Below are 17663 nucleotides of genomic sequence, written 5' to 3' on the forward strand. Positions count from 1 at the left end.
GTCCTTATTGGGTTTCCAGTTCGCCGAGCAGCGCGTCGATCGCGCTCGCCGCATCGGTCGCGCCGCGTGCCGCGCAGGCCGCGTCGATCGCTTCCGCGCAGCGCGCCAGCGTGCGGGTGTCGAACAGCGTGCGCAGCGGCAGCGCGAGCCCCCAGTGCAGGTTCGCCTGCGCGTGGGCCTGCGTCGCGAGCAGCGAGTGGCCGCCGAGCAGGAAGAAATCGCCGTCGCGGCCGATCGCGTCCACATGCAGCACGCGTTGCCAGATGTCGGCGAGCGCGCGCTCGGTATCGGTCGCGAGTTCGACGGCTTCGGTCGCTTCGCGCACCGGCGCGGGCAACGCATGGCGATCGCACTTGCCGTTCGGCGTGACGGGCAACGCGTCGAGCTCGATCAGCTGCGACGGCACCATGTACGCCGGCAGTTGCGCACGCAGCGCGTCGAGCAGCGCCGCACGGTCGAGCGGGCCGGCGTCGCCGCGCGCGACATAGCCGATCAGTTGCTCGTCGCGCACGATCACGACTGCATCGTTGACGCCCGGCGCCGCGCGCAGCAGCGCTTCGATCTCGCCCGGCTCGATCCGCTGGCCGCGCAGCTTCACCTGCGTGTCGACGCGGCCGAGGTAGTCGAGCGCGCCGTCCCCGCGCCGGCGTGCGAGGTCGCCGGTGCGGTACATGCGGGCACCCGGCACGAACGGATCGGGCACGAAGCGCTCGGCGGTCAGCGCCGGACGGCCGAGATAGCCGCGTGCAAGGCCCGCGCCCGCGAGATACAGTTCGCCGGTCGCGCCGGCCGGCACCGGCTGCCACGCGGCATCGAGCACGTGCAGTTGCAGATTCGCGATCGGATGGCCGATCGGCACCGCGACCGCCTGCGCGTCATCGGGGCCGCAGGTCCAGTGCGATACGTCGATCGCGGCTTCGGTCGGCCCGTACAGGTTCACGAGCGTCGCGTTCGGCAGCAGGCGCGCCATCTTCGCGACGAGCTCGGGCGCCAACGCCTCCCCGCTCGCGACGATCAGACGCACGCTGTCGCATTGCGCGGCGGCCGAGAAGTCGTCGAGATGCGCGGCGAACGCGGCCAGCATCGACGGCACGAAATGCAGCACCGTCACGCCGTGCGCGTGGATCGCGGCGGCCAGGCGCGCCGGGTCGCGGTGATCGCCCGGCGCGGCGATCGCGAGCTTCGCGCCGATCGCGAGCGGCCACACGAATTCCCACACCGACACGTCGAAGCCGAACGGGGTTTTATGCAGCACGACGTCGTCGCGCGTCAGCCGGTACGCGTGCTGCATCCACGCGATCCGGTTCGCGAGCGCGCCGTGCGTGTTGCCGGCGCCCTTCGGCTTGCCGGTCGAGCCGGACGTGTAGATCAGGTACGCGAGCTGCGCGTCGTCGATCGCGGCGGCTTCGTGGTCGATTTCGCGCGCTTCGTCGGCCAGCAAGTCCGCGACCGTCAGCAATTGCGTGTCGGCGCCCTCGCCCAGCGCGGCCTCGACCTGCTCGCGCAGATGCGCCTGCGTGATCGCGACGGCCGGCCGCGCGTCGCGCAGCAGGTACGCAATGCGCTCGGCCGGATAGTCGGGATCGACCGGCAGGTACGCGGCGCCGGCCTTCAGCACGCCGACGAGCGCCATCACCATGTCGAACGAGCGCTCGACGCACAGCGCGACGGGTGTGTCGGGCTGCACGCCGCGCCGGCGCAGTGCGGCGGCGATGCGCGACGTCGCGGCGTCGAGTTCGCGATAGGCCGCGCGCTGCACGCGGCCGTGAGCGTCCGCGTATTCGAGCGCGGTCGCGTCGGGCGTCGCTCGTGCGGCGTCCATGAATTGCAGGTGCAGCGGCTGCCGCTGTTCGGACGGCCAGACATGTGCGGTGTCCTGCGCACGCACGAGCGCATCGCGGGTCGCCTCGTCGGCGATCGACAGCGTGCCCAGCAGCGCGTCCGGCGTACGGGCCAGCGCATCGAGCGCGCAGGCGAACGCGCGATGCCAGGTCTCGACCTGACGCGCGTCGACGCGTGCGGTGTCGTAACCGTAGTCGATCGTCAGTTCGGCGCCGCTTTCGATTACGAGCGTCAGCGCGAAATCGGTTGCTTCGATGCTGCGTACGCCGCTCAACGCCAGCGCGCGCGGATCGGCATCGCGCACCGACTCGTCCACCGGATAGTTCTCGAACACGACCAGCGTGTCGAACAGTGCGCCGCCCGACCCGCGCGCCCAGCGCTGGATGTCGGCGAGCGGCGTGTGCGCGTGTTCGGCGGCCGCCGCGTTCTCGCGTTGCAGCGTGTTCAGCCAATCGGCCGCACGTTGCTGCGGCGCCGGCGCGGTGATGACCGGCAGCGTGTTGATGAAGAGACCGAGCACCGAGTCGACGTCCGCGAGCGCATCGGGACGGCCGGCGACGGTCGCGCCGAACGCGACGGCCGGCTGGTGCGTCATCCGCTGCAGCGCGAGCGCCCATGCGCCCTGCACCAGCGTGTTGACGGTCAGCTTCAGCGCGCGGGCGGTTTGCGCGACGCGCGCCGTCGTGTCGGCGTCGAGCATCGCGCGCCACGTGACCATTTCGGCCTCCGCGCGGTCGGCCGTACGCTCCGCGATCAGTGTCGGTGCGTCGAGCCGCGCCAGGCGTTCGGTCCAGAAGCGCTCGTCGGCGTCGCGGTCGCGCGTGCCGAGCCATGCGATGAAATCGCGATAGCGCAGCGCCGGGCGGCTCGCGAACGGCGACACGGCGTCCGGGTCGCGGTAGTCGCGCAGCACGTCGGCGAGCAGGCGCGCGGTGCTCCAGCCGTCGAGCAGCACGTGGTGACGCGTCCAGACGACCCGCCACGCATCGTCCGTCACGCGGATCAGCGTGAGCCGCATCAGCGGCGGCTCGCGCCAGTCGAAGCCGCGCGTGCGGTCGGCCGCGAGCCATGCGTCGAAATCGGCGTCGAGCGCGTCGCCGCGCGTGCGCCAGTCGAGTTGCTCGACCGGCATGCGTGCGTGCCGATGCACGCATTGCAGCGGCGCGGCTTCGTCCGGCATCACGCTCGTGCGCAGGATGTCGTGACGCGCGACGGACGCGTCGAATGCGGCCGCGAGCCGGTCGGCGTCCAGCGCGGTCGCGGTCGCGACGAGCTGGTTCACATAGCTCGCATGGCCGGGCGCGAACAGCGCATGGAACAGGATGCCCTGCTGCATCGGCGACAGCGGATACACGTCGTCGATCGCGCGCCAGTCGAGCGGCGCGCGTTCGATCGCGGCCTGCGTGAGGCCGGCGGCCTGTGCGAGCGGGAAGTCGCCCGGCGTGGCGCCGGCGCCACGATGCGCGACGCGAGACACGCAGGCATCGACGAGTTCGCGCAGCGCGGTTGCGAAGCGTTCGGCGAACGCGTCGATCGTCGCGCGTTCGAATTGCGGCGCACCGTAGACCCAGTGAACCTTCAGCGTACGCGCGCCGTCGCCGTCCGTGTCGAGGTACGCATGGATCGCGAGCGTATTGCCGAGCGGGCCTCGAGGATCGCGCTCGACGCCGGTGCCGCCGAAGCGCGGGACGAGCGTGGCATCGCGCGGCGCGTCGAACTGGCCGAGATAGTTGAACGTGACGCGCGGGCGCGGCACGGCGGCCAGCGCCGCACGCGTGGCCGCATCGCCGTAGTGCGCGAGCACGCCGAAGCCGAGCCCCTTGTGCGGCACCGCGCGCAGCGTGTCCTTGACCGCGCACAGCGTGTCGCGGGCCGTGGCTGCGACCGGCAGCGTCACCGGGTAATGGCTCGTCAGCCAGCCGATCGTGCGGCTGGCATCCGCGTCGTCGAACAGCGCTTCGCGGCCGTGCCCTTCCAGTTCGACTCGGCACGATGCGGCACCGCGCGCGCCGGCCAGCGCGAGTGCGAGCGCCGCGCCGAGCAGCTCGATCGTCTGCGTGCGATAGGCCGCGTGCGCGTCGGTCAGTGCGGCGCGGGTCAATGTCGCGTCGATCGTCTGCACGACGACGGCCGCATCGGCGTTCGTCGCCGCTGCGTCGGGGTGATCGGGCGCGATGTCGTCGCCCTGTGCCATGCCGGCCCAGTAGGCGGCTTCGCCCGCGAACGGCGACGCCGGTTCCGTTGCCGCGCGGGCGAGCCGTGCGGCCCAGGCGTCCGCGCGCAGGCCCGGCTGCGACAGGCGGACCGGCGTGTGCTCGCATGCGGCGCGGTAGGCGGTGTCGAGATCGTCGAGCAGGATGCGCCACGACACGCCGTCGACGATCGCATGGTGAATCGCGAGATAGAGCCGCGTCGAACCGTCCGGCAGCCGTGCCGCGCATGCGCAGGCGAGCGGCCCGTTGCCGAGATCGAGACGGCGTTGCAGCGCGTCGAAGCGCGCCAGTGCATCGGCTTCGTCGCGTGCGGCGACTTCGACGAACGGCAGCGCGTCGTACGGCTTCGCCGCATCGCTCGCGTGCCACGTGCCGTCGGCGGCGCATGCGAAGCGCTGGCGGAATGCGTCGTGATGTGTGAGCAACGCGTCGAATGCGCGCGCGAATGCGTCCGCGTCGAACGCGCCGCGCACGTCGAACGACACCGACTGGTTCCAGTGGCCGCGGTGCGGGATATCGAGCGCGAAGAAGCGTTGTTGCGCGGGTGTCAGGATCGGCGTGGCAGCCGGCGTGGCCGTTGCAGGCGCAACCGCAGGGTGCTGCGCGGCGACGGCCGTGTCATCCGTTTTCGCGACGCGCGCGAGTTCGGCGACGGTCGGCCCGTCGAACAGTTGCTTCGGCGTGAAGCGGACACCGCGCTTGCGCGCCCGCGCGATCACCTGCAGCACGAGGATCGAGTCGCCGCCCAGTTCGAAGAAATTGTCGTCGCGGCCGACCTTCGGCGCCTTCAGCACGGCCTGCCAGACGTCGGCGAGCACCGTTTCGACCGCCCCTTGCGGTGCATCGCCGGACGCGACCACAACCGGCACGGCGGCCAGTTCGCGCAATGCCGCGCGATCGATCTTGCCGTTCGCGGTCACCGGCAGACGCGCGAGCGAGACGAACTGCGCGGGCACCATGTAGTCGGGCAGCGTCGCGGCCAGCGCGGCGCGCACCGCGGCTTCGTCGAACGCGGCGCCGTCGCGCATCACGACGAACGTCGCGAGCCGCAGGCGGCCATCGTGCTCGATCGCGAGCGTTTCGGCCTGCGCGATCGGGCCGGCCGCGCGCACGGCCGCACTCACCTCGCCCGGCTCGACGCGGTAGCCGCGAATCTTCACCTGATCGTCGATCCGGCCGAGGAATGCCAGACGGCCGTCCGTGCGCAACCGCACGCGGTCGCCCGTCCGATACAGCCGCGCGCCCGGCGTGAAAGGATCGGGCACGAAGCGCTCCGCCGTTTGCGCGGGGCGGCCGAGGTAGCCGCGCGCGACGCCCGGCCCGCCCAGATACAGCTCGCCGGTCGCGCCGGCCGGCACGCACGCGCCGAACGCGTCGAGCACCAGCGCGCGCGCATTCGGCAGCGGCAGGCCGAGCGGCACGCCGCTCGCCGGATCGCGCGCGTCGGCGGCAATCGACGCCGTGTCGCATGCGATCGCGCCGACCGTCGCTTCGGTCGGCCCGTAATGGTTGATTACGCGGCAGGCCGGCGCGAGCGCGGCCAGCCGTGCGACGAGCGCCCACGTGAGCGTTTCGCCGCCCGTCACGAGCGCGTGGCGCGGCAGCACGTCGGCCGGCACGCGCGCGTCGAGCAGCGCCTGCAGGTGGCTCGGCACGATCTTCAGCACGCCGACTTCACGGCGGCGCATTTCGTCGGCGAACAGGTCCGGATCGAACGCGCACGCGGCCGGCAGCAGGTGCAGCGTACGGCCCGCGCACAGCGCGCCGAACAGCGTCGTGTGGCCGAGGTCCGCGGCGACGGTCGACACCATCGCAAACGACGCGTCGGGCGCGAACGCGAGTTCGTCGAGCATCCCCTGCACGTAGTCGGCCAGCGCGCCGTGCGACACGACGACGCCCTTCGGCGTGCCGGTCGAGCCCGACGTGTAGATCAGGTACGCGCCCTGTTCCGGGTGCGGCGCGACGCGCATGCCGGCCGCATGGGCGAGCGTCGCGTCCTGCGCGAGTGCGTCGACGTCGAGCGGCTGCGCGTCGATACCGGCCGGCCACGCGGCCGGCTCCGCGACGAGCGCCCAGCGCGCGCCGCAGTCGGCCGCCGCCGCGGCAAGACGCGCGGCCGGTTGCGCCGGGTCGAGCAGCACGGCCAGCGCGCCGGCTTTCAGCGCGCCGAGCAGACCAACGACGAAACGTGTCGAACGCTCGATGCAAACGACGACCGCCGCCTCGGCGGCGACGCCGCGTTGCGCCAGCGCTCGCGCGATGCGGTTCGATGCGTCGTCGAGTTCGGCGAAGGTCAGCGAGGTCGATGCGTCGGCAAGCGCGACCCGATGCGGATACGCGGCTGCCTGCCGGGCGAACGCGGCGACGATGTCGGCATGTTCGATGCGCAGTGCACGGCCGTCGCGCGGCTGGCGCGACGCCACCGATGCATCGCATGGCAGTGCGGCCGTCGTCGCGTGCGGTTCATGCGCGGCGGACGCGACGAGCGCCGCATAGCTGTCGAGCCAGGCCCGCGCGGTATCGGCATCGATGCAGTCGGTCGCATAGGCGGCGACCAGTTCGATCCCGTTCGCGTCGTCGGTGAAGTCCAGCGCGAAATCGAAGCGCGCGGCGAGATCGGGCCCCGGCGTCGCGACCGCGGTTGCGCCCGGCAGCACGCTGTCGTGCCGTGCGTCGAACTGCTGCGCGAACTTCACGCGCAGCCATTCGTCGCCGCGCTTGACGGGCGGCTTCACCGCGTCGACGACACGCTCGAACGGCACGTCCTGGTGCGCGACCGCATCGAGCGCCGCGGTACGCGCCGCATCGACGAGCGCACGGAACGGCAGCGTCGGCGCCACGCGGACGCGCAGCGCGACCGTATTCAGGAAAAGACCGAGCAACGCGCGCGTTTCGGGGCGCTGACGATGCGCGACCGGCACCGCGACGACGACGTCGGTTTCGCCGGTCAGTCGCGACAGCCATGCGTCGAGCGCGGCCAGCAGCACCGTGAAGACGGTCGCCTGCGCGTCGCGTGCGAGTTGCCGCACGTCGGCCGCGACCGCATCGGGCAGGCGCACCGATACGCGCGCGCCGTGCAGCGTGCGTGCGGCGCCCGGCTGGCGGTCGACCGGCAGCGCGAGCGGGCCCGGCACGTCGCGCAACGCGCCGCGCCAGTAGTCGAGCTGGCGCTCGCCCTCGCCGCCGGCCAGCATGTCGCGCTGCCAGTCCGCGTAGTCGGCGTACTGGATCGGCAATTCGGGCAGCGACGGTTCGCGGCCTTCGGCATACGCGCAGTACGCCGCCGACAGTTCGTCGAATGCGCAGCGCGAGCTCCAGCCATCGGTGATCGCGTGATGCGCGGTCAGCAGCAGGCGGTGACGGTCGTCGGCGAGCGCGACCAGCGTCGCGCGCAGCAGCGGGCCGCGCGCGAGGTCGAAAGGTTCGGCCGCGTCGCGCTCGGCAAGACGCGCGGCGTGCGCGTCGCGGGCAGCCGGCGGCTGGTCGCGCAGATCGACCGACGCAATCGACACCGGCAGATGCGCGTGAATCCGCTGCATCACGACGCCGTCGTCGTTGTCGACGAGCGTCGTGCGCCACGCTTCGTGCCGCCCGACCACGTGATCGAGCGCGCGCTGCAGCGCGTCGCGGTCGAGCACGCCGTCGATCGTCCAGTGCGCGGCGATGTGATACGCCGCGCTTGCGTCGCGCGTTTGCGCGAGCACCCAGAAGCGTTGCTGGGCGAGCGATGCCGCACGATCGACGTACGGCGCACCCGACGCGGCCGCATCGGCCGGCGCGCGGCGCGCGGCAATCGCGGCCAGCGGTTCGCCGGTCTCGCGTTCCGCGCGATCGACGGTTTCGGCCAGTTCGGCGAGCGCCGGATCGGCGAACAGCGTGTCGAGCCGCAGGTTCACGCGCATGGCGGCACGGATCGCGGCCTGCAACTGCATCGCGGCGAGCGAATCGGCGCCCAGCGCGAAGAAACGATCTTCGCGCGACGGCGTGGCGTCGAGGCCCAGCAGCGTCTGCCAGAGGCCCGCGATCTGTTGTTCGGTCGGCGTGCGCGGCGCATCGCCCGCGGCTTGCGTCGTGTCGCGCGCGGCGGCAATCCGCTCGCGCAGCGCGGCGCGGTCGAGCTTGCCGTTCAGCGTGTACGGCAACGCATCGCAACGCACGAACCGGTGCGGCTGCCACGCGGCCGGCAATTGCGCGGCCACGTGCGCCTTCAATGCGGCATCGTCGGCGGCCGCGCGCAGCGCGACGCACGCGATCAAGCGCGTCGGCCCGTTGGTGGTGTCGGCCAGCACGGCCGCGTCGGCGACGGCCGGGTGCGAGCGCAGGCACGCGGCGATTTCCGCCGGCTCCACGCGCACGCCGCGCACCTGGACCTGATCGTCGAGGCGGCCCAGATAATCGTATGCGCCGTCGTCGCGCAGGCGTGCCAGGTCGCCGGTGCGATAGACGCGCGCGCCGGGTTCACCGTCCGCATCGGGAATGAAACGCTCGGCCGTGAGCGCCGGGCGACCGTGATAACCGCGTGCGACGCACACGCCACCGAGCAGCAGTTCGCCCACCCCATCGGCGTCGGCGCCGTCGATGCGCGCGACCCGCGGGCCGATCACGCGGCCGATCGGCAGCGACGCATACGCGTCGTCGGCCGCCAGCACCGGCGTCTCGCCCGGCTCGACCGGCCACAGCATCGGCGAGATCACGGCTTCGGTCGGCCCGTAACCGTTGATCAGGCGCACCGCCGGGAACGTGCGGCGCACGAATTCGAACGCCTGCTGCGGCAGCGCCTCGCCGCCGAACGCAAGCACGCGCAAGGCCGGCGGCACGCCGTCGCGCGCGGCGACGGCCGCGAATTCGCGCAGGTACGCGGGCGGAAATGCGGCGACGTTGACCGCTTCGCGCACCATCAGTGCATGCGCGTCGACCGGCGCGAACGGCTGCGGCGGCGCCACTACGATGCCGGCGCCGACCGCGAGCGGCGCGAGCCAGCATTCGTGCGCGGCGTCGAAGTTGACCGACGCGAAATGCAGCAGACGGTCGCCGGCCTCGATCGGCAGCGCGGTCGCGAGCGCGTCGCAATGCGCGGCGAGCGGCCCGTGCTCGACGACCACCGCCTTCGGCGTGCCGGTCGAGCCCGACGTATAGATCATGTAAGCGGCCGAACGCGGATGCACGGTCACGATATCGTCATCGAACGCGTGATCCTGCGCGACGCCCGATGCTTCCACCGCTGCGTCGAATGCGTGTTCGAACGGCGTGCCGAGCGCCGCGCGGCCGGCGGCGTCGACGATGCCATGCCGCAGTTGCGCGTCCTGCACGATCCAGTCGAGGCGCGCGGCCGGATGGCGCGGGTCGAGCGGCACGAATACGCCACCGGCCTTCAGCACGGCCAGCAGCGCGACGAACAGGTCGCCCGACCGCTCGACGCACACGCCGACCCGCACTTCGGCGCCGACGCCGGCCGCGCGCAGTTGCCGGGCGAGTTGCGACGCACGTGCGTCGAGCGCACCGCGCGACAGGCGCAGGTCGTTCTGGAAAGGCACCGCGATGGCGGGCGCGTCGGGCGCGATGCGCGCCAGTTCGCGGATTCGGTGATGCAGCGCAGTCGGGAAACTCGTCATGTGCGTGAAATCCTTCGGTCCGGCCGCTTCGGCCAAGTCTCGGGGCCGCTTGGGGCGGCTTCACTGGTGTGACGAACGACGCGGCCGATTTTTTACCGCTTTGTGCGCAAAATGCGTGTGACCGCTTTTTTTTGGCGATGTCGCTAAATATTTGCGCGGCCCGTTCGTCTATCAGGAAGGAAAGCCGGAACGGGGCTCGCTCCGCCCGCCGCTTTCACGCCGGATTTGCCGTTTTTCGCGTTATTGCCTGCCTTCCCTTTACCGACGTTGCCGATGACAGCCGCCCACGAGCCTTCTTCCCCGCCGTCCCTCGACGCTTCCCCCGGCCGCCCCGCGGCGCGCCTGATCCTTGCGCTGCTGCGCGAAAGCCGCGTGTCGCTCACGCTGGCGCTCACCGCGTGCGTGCTGAACGGCGTCGCGAGCGTGCTGCTCGTCGCGACGCTGAACCGCGCGCTGTCGCAACCGGGCGCCGCCGACGCCGCGCTCGCGTGGCGCTTCGCGCTGTGCGCGGTGATCGCGCTCGTCACGCGGATCGTGTCGGGCACGCTGTTCGCCCGCCTGTCGCAGGACACGATGGCGCGGCTGCGCGTGCATCTGGCGCGGCGCGTCGGCGCGGCCGAACTGCGCGACATCGAGCGGATCGGCGCGGCGCCCGTGCAGTCGGTGCTGACCGACGACGCGACCAACGTGTCGATGCTGTTCTTCGCGCTGCCGAACCTGGTCATGCACGGCTCGATCGTGTTCGGCTGCCTCGGCTATCTCGCGTGGCTGTCCTGGCCCGTGTGCGTGCTGGCGCTGGCCGCGATCGTCGCCGGCTCGCTCGGCTATCACACCGGCGACCGCCGCGCGATCGCGGCGCTCGAAGCGGCCGGCCAGGCGCAGGACCGCCTGTTCGGCTATCTCGGCTCGCTGTTCTCCGGCGCGAAGGAGCTGAAGCTGCACGATGCGCGCGCCCGCCAGTTCGTCGACGGCCAACTCGGCGCCGCGATCGGCGAAGTGCGCGACCATCGGCGCCGCGCGTTCAGCGCGTATGCGGTCGGCGTCGGCTGGATCATCTTCCTGTTCTACGTGTTCCTCGGCATCGCGTCGTTCTGGCCGCAGCTCGGCGTGCATGCCGACCCGGCCGCGGCCGCCGGCTACGTCGTCGTGTTCCTGTTCATGCTCGTGCCGCTCGACGGCCTGCTGAACAACCTGCCGACCGTCAACGCGGCGCGCGTGTCGCTCACGCGGATCGAAGGCGTGATGGCCGAGTTCGGCGCGCTGCGCACGGTGCCGCCCGCGGCCGATGCGCCCGACGTGCCGCCGGCCGGCGCGGTCACGCTGCGCGGCGTCACGCATGCGTATTTCCACGAGCGCGACGAACGGATGTTCAGCATCGGGCCGATCGATTTGACGATCAAGCCGGGCGAACTCGTGTTCATCGTCGGCGGCAACGGCAGCGGCAAGACGACGCTCGCGAAGGTGTTGACGGGGTTGTACGAGCCCGAGGAAGGCACGATCGAGGTCGACGGCCGCACGATCGGCTGGCGCGAACGCGCGGCCTACCGGCAGCGCTTCAGCGCGGTGTTCAACGATTTCCATCTGTTCGATGCGCTGCTCGGCATCGTCGACCCCGACGATCCGTCGCGTGCGCAGGCCGATGCGCGGGCGAACGCGCTCGTCGCGAAACTCGCGCTCGACCACAAGGTGAAGGTGGTCGACGGCGCGTTCTCGACGCGCGCGTTGTCGACCGGGCAGCGCAAGCGGCTCGCGCTCGTCGTCGCGTACCTGGAAGATCGCCCGTTCTACCTGTTCGACGAATGGGCGGCCGACCAGGACCCGTCGTTCAAGGCCGTGTTCTACGAACAACTGCTGCCTGAGCTGCGCGCTCGCGGCAAGGCCGTGATCGTGATCACGCACGACGACCGCTATTTCGATCTCGCCGACCGTCTGCTGAAGCTCGACAACGGGCGCATCGTCAGCGACACGCAGCCGGCGCGCCTGCGCGCGCAGGATGGCGTCGATGCGCTGAGCGCGTAACACGACACCGACAGTCGATCGAAAAATCGCCGACACGCTGCATGGGCAGTGTGTCGGCGATGGTCGTTTCAGCGGGGAATGTGGCTGACGTGTAGCGAAAAGGACAGGCGGAAGCCGCGCGTCGTCAAGCCGGTCGCCACGCCCTGCCCGTCAACGCGGCATCGTCCGCACGCTCAACGCACGGCCGGCAGCTTCAGCATCGTATCGGTCATCACGTCGGCCAGCTTCAGCGCCGACATCGGCCCGCCGAACCCCCAGATGTTGCGCTCGATCAGCGCGATCCGATGTTCACGCAGCGCGGGCACGAAACGCCACACCGGCGAATCGAGTTTCGTCGACAACGGCACGTCCATCCCCGACGCGGTCACGAACAGCACGGCCAGGTCTCGCTGCTTCAGCAGATCGGCCGACGTCACGTACAGCGTGCCTTCCCGCGTCGGCTTCTTCGGCCACGGATCGAGCCCGAGCGCCCGCGCGAGGCCGGCCGACGTGCTGTTGCCCGTATAGGCCCAGTAACGATCGGGCAAGCCGAGATCCTGCAGCAGCGCGACGCGTTCGCCGTGGCGGCCCGCGGCCGCGAGCCGCGCCGCATTGCGCGCGATGCCGGCGTCGAGTTGCGCTTCGACCGCCTGCGCGCGCGCGTCGCGCCCCGTCACCGCGCCGATCGTCCGGAAGATCTGCCGCATCCAGTCGAGCTGCGTGACGGGCACGCCGCCTTCGGACACGTTCGGGCTGAACTGGAACAGGATCGTCGGCGCGATCCGGTCGAGCGCGTCGAAGATCGGTGCATGCCGGAACCCGACGCCGATGATCAGGTCCGGCTTGACCGCCGCGATCGCCTCGAGCCCCGGCTCCTGCCGCGAGCCAATGTCGGTCACATGTGCGAGCTGCTCGCTCCGATAACCGAGCCAGCCAGGATAGAACGCGGTATCGGCCATCCCGACCGGCACGAGGTCGAGCGCGATCACGCTTTCCGCGAACATGAAGTCGAGCGCGACCACGCGCTGCGGCCGCACGGGCATCTTCGCGCTGGCCTGCGACACGACGGGATTGCCGGCCAGCGACACGCCGCCCTGCGTACCGCCGGCGCCCCCGGCCACGGAAGCTGCGGCGGCCGATGCGGAAAACGCGCTGCAGCACGCGGCGCCGAGCGCCGCCACGAGCGTGCCAAGCACATGCCGGCGGCCGGCATGCGTCACCGGATCGCGTCCTGCTCGGCCAGCGCCGCGTCGTCCATCGTCAGTAGCAGCGGGCAGCTTCCACACAGTTGCGTTTCTCCAGGAATTTCGTAGCGCAGACAGCACACGCGGCGCGCGCGAAACGGCGTCGGCAGCAGCGGCGAGCGCGGCACGGCGTCGCGCACCGGCATGCGCAATGGATTCGGCTCGCCGTGCACGCAGGTCGAACCGAACAGCCAGTCCGCATCGCGGACGGGATCGGCCGCGCACGGCAGCGAACGATACGTATCGAGCAGATAGTCGAGCAGGTTGCCCGCGTTGCTCCACAGCACGCGCGGCGTGACGCGGCCCATCGCCGCGAGCAGGTCGATCACCGCGCCGAGATGCGCGACGAGCCCCGCATAGCGCGGCGCGGGTTCGTCGCACGGCGCGCCGAGCGCATCGCTCGCGAAATACAGTGCGGCCGGCATCCCGTCGTCGAGCGCGACGAACGTGCGCTCGGGCGTCATGTCGAGCGGCCGGCCGAGCGTCAGCGCGGCGACGACGCCGGCCGGCGCCGCGCGGCCAAAATAGTATTTGCTCCATTGCGACATCAGCGCACGCGCATGCTGCGCCGGATCGCCGCCGTAATGGTCGACCATCGCGGCGAGCACGGCGTCGCGGTGCGCGGGCAACGCGCTGACGGGCACGACGATGCGGCCCGGCGCGTGCACATCGTCGGGCATGCCGAGCCACACGGCGTCGAGGTGCTCGGCGAACGGTTCCGGCGCGAACGCCGAAAAGCGCGTGGCGCGCGCGCCGTCGAGCGCCGGCGTCATCGCCCGGCGCGCCGGGCGCGGCGCCCCTCGAGAATCAGCAGCCCGAGCAGGTACGGCGCGCCGATCAGCGCGGTCAGCACGCCGGCCGGCACTTCGCGCGGCGCGACGACGGTGCGCGCCGCGAGATCCGCGACGCCGAGGATCAGCGCGCCGCACGCCGCCGCGAGCCACAGCCGCGTGCGATGTCGGCGCGCGCCGAGCATCGTCGCGACGTGCGGCGCCATCAGCCCGATGAAGCCGACCGGCCCGACCGCCGCGACGGCCGCGCACGCGGCGAGCGTCGCGATCGTCAGCGCGAGCGGCCGCAGCGCGGCCACCGGGAGGCCGAGCGCGGCCGCCTGATCGTCGCCGAGCGCGAGCATGTCGAGCGGTTTCGCGAGCCACGCGAATACCGGCACCGCGAGCACGCACCACGGCAGCAGCATCGACACCTCGCCCCAGCTGCGGCCGTACGTACCGCCGACGAGCCACACGACGAAGCGCGCGGGCTGCACGCTTTCCTGCGTGATCAGCCATTGCGCGAGCGTGGTCCACAGCGCGCCGATCACGATGCCGGTCAGCGCGACCGCGAGCGGCGCGTAGCGATGCCGGTGATTCAGCGCGAGCGTGATCGCGAGCGACAGCCCGCCGCCGATCAGCGCGGCGGCGGCCAGTGTCACGTGGCCCATCAGCGGCCACGTCGACAACGCGAACAACGTGACGAGCCCCGCGCCCTGCGTGACGCCGAGCACTTCGGGGCCCGCGAGCGGATTGCGCACGACGCTCTGCATCGCGACGCCGCTGACGGCGAGCAATGCACCGGCGAGCAGTGCGCACAGCAGGCGCGGCAGGCGCAGGTCGATCAGCATCCGCGCGAGCGCATCGTGACCGGACAGCGCGGCCGACCAGCGCGCGGGCGACAGCCATTCGGGGCCGGCCGACACGCCGACAAAAACCACGAGCAAGCCCGCCACGACGAACAGTACGGTGCGCAGCGGCCAGCCGAGCCGTTCGAGCCAGCCGACGAGCCGCGTCGAGCCGCCGCCCGCCGCACGTTCGGCATCCGCGTGCAGCACGCCCGACCACGCGGCGCCGCGCCGGATCATCGCGAGCATCAGCGGCGTGCCGACCAGCGCGATCGCGACGCCGGTCGACAGCGTCGCGTCGAGGCCCGATGCGAGCACCGCGCTGTCGGTGACGAGCACGAGCGCGCCGCCGGCGAGCGCCGACAGCGGCACCAGCACGCCGAGCCGCGCCGCGCGCGCGCCGCGCACCTGGCGCAGCAGGTTCGGCGCGACGAGGCCGACGTACGACAGCGGGCCCGCGATGCTGACCGCCACGCTCGTGAACGCGACCGCGACGATCGTCGCGGCAAGCCGCGTCGCATCGACGCGCACGCCGGCCGCGGCCGCGGCATCGTCGCCGAGCGTGAGCGGATTCAGCGGCCGGATCACGAACGGCAGCGCGACGAGCGGCACGACGAGCCAGCGCGCGGCGAGCGCGAGGCCCGCCGCGCCCGGCTGGTACAGGCTGCCGTTGGTCCACAGCGCGGCGCCCGCGATGTTCTGCTCGAAGAACGCGAGCACGAGCGTCGACAGCGCCGCGAACAGCAGCATGCACACGCTGCCCGCGAGCACGAGCCGCAACGGCGTCGCGCGCCAGCCGCCCGCCGCGACGATCGCGCACGCGGCAGCCGCGAGCCCGCACACGAACAGCAGCGGCACCGACGCGACGCCAGCCAGCGCCGGCACCAGCATCGCCGCGAGCAGGCCGAGCTGGGCGCCGCCCGTCACGCCGAGCAGGTCGGGCGACGCGAGCGGATTGCGCGTGAGCGACTGGAACAGTGCGCCGGCGATGCCAAGGCAGCCGCCCGCGACGAGCGCGGCCGCGACGCGCGGCAGATTGAGGTCGAACAGGAAGACGTGCGCGAGCGACGCGGCATCGCTGCCGGGCGCCGCGTCCCACCACACGCGCAGGTCTGGGACGATCCGCAGCGCCGCGAGCAGCGCGATCAGCGCGACGAGACCGAACGCGATCGCGCCGGCCCGGCCCTTCGCCGCGCTCCTGCCCGTCGCCGCGAGGCGCTTGCGCATCGCGAACGTCGTCATACGGCGAGATCCCGGTCGAAGACGCCGGCCGCCTGCGGCGCGCCGTCGGTCGACGGCCCGTAGGCCGGCACGCACATCGGCGCGCCCGTCTGCGGATGCGCGAGCTTCAGCATCTCGACGCCGAACGCCGCGCGCAGCCGCGCCGGCTCGAGCATCGCGTCCGGCGTGCCTTGCGCGACGAGGCGGCCCGCGCGCATCAGCACGATCTCGTCGCTGTACGCGGCCGCCTGGTTCAGGTCGTGCAACACCCAGACGATCGTCAGCCCGCGCGCGCGGTTCAGCGCACGCAGCGCATCGAGGATGTCGAGCTGGTGATGAATGTCGAGATACGTCGTCGGTTCGTCGAGCAGCACGATCGGCGCCTGCTGCGCGAGCGCCATCGCGATCCACGCGCGCTGGCGTTCGCCGCCCGACAGCGCGCCGACGTCGCGCTCCGCATCGTCCGCAAGGCCGCTCGTGTCGAGCGCCTCGTCGATCGCCGCATGATCGGCGCGCGACAGGCCGCGCAGGAAGCCGCCGTACGCATAGCGCCCGTACGCGACGAGTTCGCGCACCGTGAGGCCCGACGGAATCTGGTTGAACTGCGCGAGCATCGTCAGCTCGCGCGCGAGCGCGCGACGGCGAAACGATGCGAGCGGCTTGCCGTTGACTTCAACATGGCCGGCACGCGCGGGCTGCAGGCCCGCGAGCGTGCGCAGCAGCGTGCTCTTGCCGCAGCCGTTCGGTCCGCACAGCGCGGTTACGCGGCCGGCCGCGATCGACAGGTCCAGCCCGTCGATCACGACATGGTCGCGATATCCCACCGACAGCCCGCGCGCGGCAAGCGCGGCGGTACTACGCGTCATCAATCCTCCGTTCGGTCGCGCGGGACCGTGTAACTCTGCGCCATCGCGACGACGACCTTGCGCGGCCCCTCGAACGGGTCGCGCGCATGCGCGGTCAGCATGTTGTCGAGCATCAGCACGTCGCCGGTGCGCCACGGGAACACGATGCGCTGCTGGTCGAGCACGCCGCGGATCTGCGCGAGCGCGTCGGCCTCGAGCGGTTCGCCGTCGCCGTAATACACGTTGCGCGGCACGTTCTCGAGCCCGACCGCATCGACGAGCGCTTCCTGCATGTCGTCGTCGAGCGCCGACAGGTGAAACAGGTTCGCCTGGTTGAACCATACGCGGTCGCCCGTGCGCGGATGGCGCGCGACGGCCTGGCAACGCTCGCGCGTGCGCAGCAGCAGTTCGCCGTCGTCGTCGGTGCGCCACGTGCACTCGATGCCGCGCGCCGCGCACATCCGCTCGACCTCGGCCGGCTCGTCGGTGCCGAACGACTGCTGCCACGGCAGATCGAGCCCCTGCCCGAAATTGCGCACGTACAGCAGCTCGCGCTTCTCGAAGCGCGCGACGAGCGCCGGATCGAGCGCGCGGTACACGGCGCGGCTGTCCGCGATCGGCGTCGCCCCGCCCTTCGGCGCGGCGAGCGCGCAGTGGAACCAGATCCGCAGCGGCCATTCGCGCGTGTACGACTGCTCGTTGTGCAGCGGAATCGCGCGGTGCGGCGGGTATTCGGTCGACGTGTAGACCGCGCCTTCGACCTGGCTGCGCGGCGTCGACGCGTATTCATAGCCGATCAGCGGATCGCCGAACGAGGCCGCGAATTGCTGGAACGTGTCGATCGACGGCACGCGAAAGCCCGTGAACAGCACGCCGCCCGCCCGTTCGAGCGTGTCGGCCGCGATCTCGCGCGCGAGCGGCGCGACGTCGTCGATCGACATCCCGTCGTTGCCGCGCGGCGACACGACGGTGGGCAGTCCCGGCTCGATACGCAGATCGTCGAGCGTCGGCAACGAAAGCAGGGTCATGCAACGTCCTCTTCAGGTGACGCGCCGCACATGCGGCGCAAC

The 17663-nt window shown here is 71.8% G+C and carries 7 protein-coding genes; 1 reads left to right on the top strand and 6 read right to left on the bottom strand.

What is annotated here, in order from left to right:
* Positions 1–4: 4 nt before the first annotated feature.
* Entirely contained in the window at positions 5–9667 is a 9663-nt protein-coding gene (locus HWX55_RS29140; RefSeq protein WP_175978248.1) for a non-ribosomal peptide synthetase, read from the bottom strand.
* Between the two features lie 273 nt (positions 9668–9940).
* Between HWX55_RS29140 and HWX55_RS29145 the strand changes: the two genes are divergently transcribed.
* Positions 9941–11686: a cyclic peptide export ABC transporter gene (locus tag HWX55_RS29145; RefSeq protein ID WP_124556434.1), complete on the top strand. Its 1746-nt coding sequence runs from the start codon at positions 9941–9943 to the stop codon at positions 11684–11686.
* A gap of 173 nt (positions 11687–11859) precedes the next feature.
* Here the strand turns inward: HWX55_RS29145 and HWX55_RS29150 are convergent, their stop codons facing one another.
* From HWX55_RS29150 to HWX55_RS29170, 5 genes are read right to left on the bottom strand one after another with little or no spacing between them, the layout of a single operon-like run.
* Positions 11860–12885 (bottom strand): iron-siderophore ABC transporter substrate-binding protein, encoded by a 1026-nt coding sequence (locus HWX55_RS29150; protein WP_175978249.1) that lies wholly within the window; start codon positions 12883–12885, stop codon positions 11860–11862.
* On the bottom strand, positions 12882–13682 hold the full coding sequence (gene fhuF, locus HWX55_RS29155; RefSeq protein ID WP_175978250.1) for a siderophore-iron reductase FhuF: 801 nt from the start codon (positions 13680–13682) through the stop codon (positions 12882–12884). Before fhuF ends, HWX55_RS29150 begins: the two co-directional genes overlap by 4 nt.
* The gene (gene fhuB / locus HWX55_RS29160) at positions 13679–15769 is read right to left on the bottom strand and encodes a Fe(3+)-hydroxamate ABC transporter permease FhuB (protein ID WP_175978251.1); all 2091 of its coding nucleotides are present in this window, start codon (positions 15767–15769) and stop codon (positions 13679–13681) included. Before fhuB ends, fhuF begins: the two co-directional genes overlap by 4 nt.
* Positions 15766–16614 (bottom strand): ABC transporter ATP-binding protein, encoded by an 849-nt coding sequence (locus HWX55_RS29165; RefSeq protein ID WP_175978252.1) that lies wholly within the window; start codon positions 16612–16614, stop codon positions 15766–15768. The genes fhuB and HWX55_RS29165 overlap by 4 nt, the downstream gene beginning before the upstream one ends.
* A complete protein-coding gene (locus HWX55_RS29170; RefSeq protein ID WP_124652830.1) occupies positions 16614–17621 on the bottom strand; it encodes a TauD/TfdA family dioxygenase in 1008 nt (335 codons plus the stop codon). Before HWX55_RS29170 ends, HWX55_RS29165 begins: the two co-directional genes overlap by 1 nt.
* Between the last annotated feature and the right edge of the window lie 42 nt (positions 17622–17663).

The organism is Burkholderia sp. BCC1047 (assembly GCF_902833155.1).
In the GTDB taxonomy this organism is placed as follows: domain Bacteria; phylum Pseudomonadota; class Gammaproteobacteria; order Burkholderiales; family Burkholderiaceae; genus Burkholderia; species Burkholderia sola.